This is a genomic window from Sphingopyxis sp. YR583, assembly GCF_900108295.1.
GTDB lineage: Bacteria > Pseudomonadota > Alphaproteobacteria > Sphingomonadales > Sphingomonadaceae > Sphingopyxis.
Map to the genome: position 1 here is coordinate 2,591,381 of NZ_FNWK01000001.1, position 6,470 is coordinate 2,597,850.

Annotated in this window: 9 protein-coding genes; 5 read left to right on the forward strand and 4 right to left on the reverse strand. The window is 64.4% G+C overall.

Annotation, left to right across the window (positions count from 1 at the left end; all coding sequences use genetic code 11):
* The first annotated feature begins 13 nt into the window (after positions 1-13).
* Entirely contained in the window at positions 14-1,219 is a 1,206-nt protein-coding gene (locus BLW56_RS11970) for a TIGR04063 family PEP-CTERM/XrtA system glycosyltransferase (RefSeq protein ID WP_093510948.1), read from the forward strand.
* A gap of 56 nt (positions 1,220-1,275) precedes the next feature.
* Complete coding sequence (locus BLW56_RS11975; protein WP_093510689.1) at positions 1,276-2,103, forward strand: hypothetical protein; 828 nt, start codon at positions 1,276-1,278, stop codon at positions 2,101-2,103.
* 4 nt (positions 2,104-2,107) lie between these two features.
* Here BLW56_RS11975 and BLW56_RS11980 read toward each other — a convergent pair whose 3' ends face one another.
* Positions 2,108-2,434, reverse strand: coding sequence for a hypothetical protein (locus BLW56_RS11980; RefSeq protein WP_256203400.1), 327 nt, complete (start codon positions 2,432-2,434; stop codon positions 2,108-2,110).
* Positions 2,431-2,694: a hypothetical protein gene (locus BLW56_RS11985; RefSeq protein ID WP_093510690.1), complete on the reverse strand. Its 264-nt coding sequence runs from the start codon at positions 2,692-2,694 to the stop codon at positions 2,431-2,433. Before BLW56_RS11985 ends, BLW56_RS11980 begins: the two co-directional genes overlap by 4 nt.
* Before the next feature lie 136 nt (positions 2,695-2,830).
* On the opposite strand from BLW56_RS11985, the gene BLW56_RS11990 reads away from it, so the two are divergent.
* On the forward strand, positions 2,831-3,499 hold the full coding sequence (locus BLW56_RS11990; RefSeq protein ID WP_093510691.1) for a S24 family peptidase: 669 nt from the start codon (positions 2,831-2,833) through the stop codon (positions 3,497-3,499).
* 25 nt (positions 3,500-3,524) lie between these two features.
* Here the strand turns inward: BLW56_RS11990 and BLW56_RS11995 are convergent, their stop codons facing one another.
* Positions 3,525-3,830, reverse strand: a complete 306-nt coding sequence (locus BLW56_RS11995) for a hypothetical protein (RefSeq protein ID WP_093510950.1) — start codon at positions 3,828-3,830, stop codon at positions 3,525-3,527.
* A 176-nt stretch (positions 3,831-4,006) separates the two neighbouring features.
* Between BLW56_RS11995 and BLW56_RS12000 the strand changes: the two genes are divergently transcribed.
* Together BLW56_RS12000 and aqpZ are read left to right on the forward strand one after the other, a co-directional pair.
* Complete coding sequence (locus BLW56_RS12000) at positions 4,007-5,293, forward strand: methyl-accepting chemotaxis protein (RefSeq protein ID WP_256203401.1); 1,287 nt, start codon at positions 4,007-4,009, stop codon at positions 5,291-5,293.
* Positions 5,294-5,392: 99 nt separating this feature from the next.
* Entirely contained in the window at positions 5,393-6,118 is a 726-nt protein-coding gene (gene aqpZ / locus BLW56_RS12005) for an aquaporin Z (RefSeq protein WP_093510692.1), read from the forward strand.
* Between the two features lie 37 nt (positions 6,119-6,155).
* Here aqpZ and BLW56_RS12010 read toward each other — a convergent pair.
* Positions 6,156-6,470: sugar phosphate nucleotidyltransferase (locus BLW56_RS12010; protein ID WP_256203402.1), on the reverse strand; the 315-nt coding region annotated here is incomplete at its 5' end.

Consider the following 6,470-nt stretch of genomic DNA (forward strand, 5'->3'; position numbering starts at 1 on the left):
AATGCGCTGGCCCATGACCCGCATCCTGCACGTCCTCGATCATAGCTTGCCCGCGCACAGCGGCTACACCTTTCGCACGCGCGCGCTGATGAAGGCGCAGGTCGCAAAGGGATGGGAGGTCGCGGGGGTCACCGGCGTGCGGCACCCGGAAGCCGGGCCCGATGGGGAAACGGTCGACGGGCTCACCTTCTATCGCACCCCGCCGATCGCGCCCGCGCGTGCGCCGATCCGCGAATGGCGCGAGATTGGCGCGCTGGCGCAGCGCGTCGAGGCGCTGTCGAAGGAATGGAAACCCGACGTTCTGCACGCGCATTCGCCGGTGCTCGACGGGCTCGCAGCGCTACGCGTCGGTAAGAAGCTCGGCATTCCGGTCATCTATGAAATCCGCGCTTTCTGGGAGGATGCGTCGGTGGGCAATGGCACCGGTCGCGAAGGAAGTCTGCGTTACTGGCTGACCAAGCAACTCGAAACCCATGCGGTGAAATCGGCCGATGCGGTTGCCGTGATCTGCGAAGGGCTGCGCGGCGATTTGATCGCGCGCGGGATCGACCCTGACAAAATTACCGTCTCGCCGAACGGCGTCGATCTCGACCTGTTCGGCGATCCGCCGCCGCGCGACGATGCGCTTGCCGGCAGGCTGGGCCTTTCCGTCGATGACGCAGTTATCGGCTATATCGGCAGCTTCTACGACTATGAGGGGATCGACGACCTGATCGCCGCCATGCCCGCGCTCGTCGCGGCGCAGCCCAAGGCACGGCTGCTGCTCGTCGGCGGCGGGCCAATGGAGGGGGCGCTGAAGGCGCAGGCTGCGGCGTCGCCCGCCGTGACGCATATCCACTTCGTCGGCCGCGTGCCGCACCAGGAAGTCGAACGTTATTATTCGCTGATCGATATCCTCGCCTATCCGCGCAAGAAGATGCGGCTGACCGACCTTGTCACGCCGCTGAAACCGCTCGAGGCGATGGCGCAGGGCAAGCTGGTGGCGGCGTCCGATGTCGGCGGCCACCGCGAGTTGATCGAGGATGGCGTCACGGGTACCTTGTTCGCGCCCGACGACCCCGCCGCGATTGCAGCAGCGCTTGCCAAACTGCTGGAAAATAAAGCGATGTGGCCAGAGCGACGGCGAACGGCACGTATTTTTGTCGAAAGTCATCGTAACTGGTCATCAAACATTTTACGTTACGAGCCGGTTTACCAGCGATTGCTGCGGGGCGCCTGAGCCGGCGACTGCAAGCGAGAATGAATGGTCCACCGGACCGATGGATTTGGAACGATATGGAAGAGACGAGCGAGAACCGGGCGAAGAAGACAGCGATCGCGCTGCTGCGCGCGCTCCAGCCCGCGATTCCGGCGGTGATTGGCGCTGCGGCGCTGACCTTCCTGTTCGCAGCCGTGATGCCTTTTTCGTGGGTCTCGGCGATCAGCTGGAACCTTTATCTCGACCGACTCTCCGATCTTTTCGTCCAGCCGATCGGCAATGGCGGACGACTCGCGCTGGCGTTCAGCATGTCGGCGGTTGCCGCGGTGATCGCGGGCCTCGTCGCACTGTTGATCGCAAAGCCCGAAACGGCGGGACTGTCCCCGCTGCGCAATCCCTTCCGCCGTGCTTCGATGGCGGTGGATGAGGACGAACCCGTACTGACGCGCCGCCGTGTCGACCTGCATCCCGACGACCCGCCGCGCCCGCCGATCCGCGCGGGCCGCGACTTGCCCGCGGGTGGGCTGGGACCGGTGCGATCGACCGGCACCCATGATGAGGTGGCCGAACTCGATCCCTGGATCGCGAACGAAGCGGCCGAAGCCGAAGACGAACTGGTTCTCGCCGATCTGGCACCCGAAGAGGAATTCGACGGCGAGGCGCCATGGCTGCAGCCCGCCGAGATGACGTCGCCGCCGCCGATGCCCGATCCCGCCGACAAATCGCTCGGCGCGATGGTTGCGCGTTTCGAGGCGGGGCTCACGCGACGCCGGCAAGCTGCGCCGCCTTCGACGGCAGCGATCCCCGTGCCCGACGCCGCGAACGCCGAGGAACCCGAAATCGATTTTGCGCTCGAGGCCGCGCTCAGCACGCTTCAGCGCATGACGCGCCAATCGGTCGGCTAAGGCCCTAATCCTCCACCGTCAGGATTTCGATCCGCAGCATATCCGGATTCGTATCGCATTCGACCGCGGTATCGGCGACGATGTGCCCCGGCAGCGACCATTCGATCGTACTGAGCCGCTCGTGCAGCGCGCGCCGCAATGTCTCGATATCGCCCGTCTCGAGCGTGCAGGGGAATATGTGACGCGCCCCGACGAAGCTAGCACTTGCCCACGGACGAAAGGTTGAGGCGCCAGGCGTTACGCCATTCGGCAATTCGCGTATGAGGAGGCTGCGAAGCCGCCGGTGCGGGCATCCGGGGCGTGCCGGTTGTGCGGGAGACCAGCGCATCATGCCATTGCTCCCGTCTCGATCCGGCGACCGGCACGCGTGCGTCGATCGCCGCGTGGCGCGACATGGCCCGCCCGGCGGTCTGCGCGCCATTTGTTCATGAAATGTTCCACGCGACATATCAGATCGCGGCCGGGTTCGCGCCCGCCACGCAGGTCGCTGACGAGACGCGGGTCGCGCGCTGCGGCGCGGCCGAACACACTCGGCGGCATCGCGGATTCCTTCAGAAAAGTCTCGATCCGTTGCAGCAGGTTGCGCTCCATCATGTCCTCCCGATTGCGCCCAAAATCGGGCGACTCACCCGATAGGATATTTCCTATTTGATGCTGCATTTCCTACTTGTCTAGGAAAAATCCTCTTGCTAGGAACGAAATAGGAAGGACCAGCCCAAAGCGACCTATGGCCGACTATGTTCAGGATCCGCGCGCCGCGCTCGATCGCCTCTTGACCGAAAAGGGCATCGATTATGCGCGCCTGTCGCAGGTGATCGGGCGCAACTCCGCCTATATCCAGCAATATATAAAACGCGGTTCGCCACGGCGGCTCGCCGAACAGGATCGTGCGCGCATCGCCGCCTATCTTGGGGTTTCGGAGGCTTTGCTGGGCGGGCCGTCGCAACGCGTCGCGACTCCGGCGCGCGTCCGCGGCCCCGGAATGATCCTGGTGCCGAAGCTTGCGATCGGTGCGTCGGCGGGCGCGGGGGCGAGCGTCGATGGTGAACCGGTGGAGGGCGAGGTCGCGTTTGATCCCAAATGGCTGCGCGACCTCGGTGCCGACCCGCGCGCGCTCACCATCATTCGCGTCGAGGGCGATTCGATGGCGCCGACGCTGAACGATGGCGACGATATATTGGTCGACGGGGGCGACGCCGCGGCGCGGTTGCGCGACGGCATCTATGTGCTGCGCATGGACGATGTGTTGATGGTGAAGCGTGTCGCGCGTGCGCCGGGGCAAGGGCGGATCTCGGTGATCAGCGACAATTCGCACTATCGCAGTTGGGACGACCTTCCGATGGGATCGGTGCAACTGGTCGGACGCGTCGTGTGGACGGGCCGCCGGGTGCGATGATCCTTTTCGCCTGCGCGCTCGATACTCAGCGCGGCGCCGCCATCAGCGCTTCGATCTCATGGTCGAGGACTTCGGCGCGCTGGCACTGATCTTCTTTGCCGTCGCGACACTTTTCGGCCGCCTTGTCACGCTGGCGCGAAAGTTTGCCCATTTGCTCCTCGCGCTTGCGCATTTCGCGTCCGCGGTTGCGGTCGGCTTCGTCCTGGCTTGTCGTCGACCAGTCGGCGACCTGTCCGACGGCTTTCACCGGCGCGGTGACCACCGTTTTCACTGCGCTGACGCAGCCCGCGAGCAAGGGCGCGGCCATCGCCGCAATGAGTATAGCGCGCATTTCCTTCTCCTCGCCAACGCCGCGCAATCGCATAATCCTTTCGATCTGAACAGGATATTGCGACAGGGTGACGGCAGGTTTCGGCCATGTGTCACATCACTGAAATAAATGGTTAAATTCATGTTTACCAAGCGACTCTAGGGCCAGTGCGAACGGTCGCAAATGAAGAGAGTCGAATGAACGCTATGACATATGCCTTTACGCCAGCGTCGGGCCACGCGTCCGCGATCGGCGCCGATGCGCATATGTCGCAGGTAATCGACCTGTTTCGCGGTAATCCTCAGCTCCGCGCGCTCGCGGTGGTCGATGGCGAGGATCGACCCGTGGGCATCATTCGTGAACAGCGCGTCCGCGAACTGCTCTTCTGTCCGTTCTGGTTTTCGCTGATGCAGAACCCGACGATCGGCGGTTCGATTGCCTCGATGATCGAACAATGCCCTGTCGCCGATGTCGCACGATCGACCACCGATCTGCTGCGGATCGCGGCGCAGTCGCCCGGGCAGCAGGAATTGATTCTCGTCAGGGCGGGGCGGTTTGTCGAGACGCTCGACAGCGGGCAACTCGCAAAGCTCGCGATGCTGCGCGACGTCGAACTGGCGCAGGAACGGGCATCGCGCGCAACGCATATCGACGATGCCGGACGGCGGTTTCAGCAGGACATTACCGCGCTTACCGCGAAGCTGTCCGACATGGCGCGCAAGGTCGAGGCGGTCGCCGGCACCTTGTCCGAGCGTGCGCAGCAGACGGGACGCGACGCGGTCACCGTTGCGGGCGCGACGGCGCAGACGCTTGCCGGACTGCAGGATCTTGGCGATCGGGGCCATGCGCTCGCTGCGACGATGGCGCGGATCGTCGACGACGGATCGCGCGCGCGCGCGGTTCGCGGCGACGCGCATCGCAAGATCAAATTTGCCAGTGAACGGGCCATCGCGTTGAAATCGGCGAGCCAGTCGATCGAACAGATGCTCGCATTGATCATCGACATGGCGAGCCGCACCAACATGCTCGCGCTCAACGCGGGAATCGAGGCGGCGCGCGCCGGTGATGCCGGCCGCGGCTTTGCGGTGGTCGCGTCGGAGGTGAAGACACTCGCCAGCCAGACGCGTGTCGCAGCGGGCGACATCACTCAATATGTCGACAGCATCCGCGACATCGTGGAACAGGTCGCCGCTGGCTTTGTCGAGGTCGAGACGGCGATCGACGCGAACAACGGTTTTTCCGACGCGATCGACCGCGCGGTCGACGGACAGAGCGCGACGACGCTGACGATCGCGAGCTATGTCGAACAGGCGGTTTTTGCCGGCCGCGAGATCGACGCGCGCGTTCGCGAGATCGGGCATGGCGCGAGCGCTGTTGGCGACGGCGCGCAGTCGCTGGGCCAATTGTCCGCGGGGCTGACCGAGGCCGCGCTCTCGCTGCATCAGCGCGCGCGTGACTTCGTCGAAACGGTCGCTGCGGCCTGATTCGTCACGCCCGGACAAGGGCTTGCCCGACCGCGCAACCCTGATAGGATGGACCCGCGCCGGAGGCGTCTGAGGCCACCGGTGGGGAGGAGGGTCATCATGACGAATATCCAAAAGGGTTTGGCCGAGTTTATCGGCACATTCTGGCTTGTGTTCGGCGGCTGCGGCAGCGCGGTCCTCGCTGCGGCATTCCCCGACGTCGGCATCGGATTGCTCGGCGTATCGCTTGCTTTCGGTTTGACGGTTGTCACCATGGCCTATGCGATCGGCCATATTTCGGGCTGTCACCTCAATCCGGCGGTCACGGTGGGGCTGTGGGCGGGCGGACGCTTCGAAGCGCGCGATATTCCGCTCTATGTCGTCGCACAGGTGCTCGGCGCGATCGTCGCCGCCTTTCTGCTTTTCTATATCGCCAGCGGCAATCCCGCCTATGACCTCGCGACCAATGGCCTTGCCGCCAACGGGTTCGGCGAGGGGTCGCCGGGCGGGTACGATATCTGGTCGGGCGTCCTGATCGAGATATTGCTCACCGCCTTCTTCCTGTGGATCATCATGGGATCGACCGACGGGCGGGCGCCGGCCGGATTTGCCCCGATCGCGATCGGTCTGGCGCTGACGCTGATCCATCTCATCTCGATTCCGGTGACCAACACCTCCGTCAACCCGGCGCGCAGCACGGGCCCTGCACTGGTTGTCGGAGGACTCGCGCTCCAGCAATTGTGGCTGTTCTGGGTCGCGCCGTTGATCGGCGGCGCAGTCGGCGGGCTATTGTACAAGAGCCTGGGCGCCGACACCTTCCCGAAACCGAATATCGAGGGCGAATAATCGCCGATCCGGCGGGGGCGTGGAGCCTCCGCCGGCCTTATTTCAGCAGATCGACCGCGAAGGCGCGAACTTCGTCCGCCATGTCGGGCCGTCCGAGCGCGACCGCCAGATTGGCCTGAATATATCCGGCCTTCGATCCGCAGTCGTAACGCGCACCGTCGAAGGTGACGGCGTGAAAGGGCTGGGTGCCGATCATCGTCGCCATCGCATCGGTCAGTTGAATTTCCCCGCCCGCGCCCTTTTCCTGCTTTTCGAGGACGCGCATCACTTCGGGTTGCAGGATATAGCGGCCCGAAATGATCAGGTTCGACGGTGCTTCGGCGACCGGCGGTTTTTCGACGAGGCCCTTTAC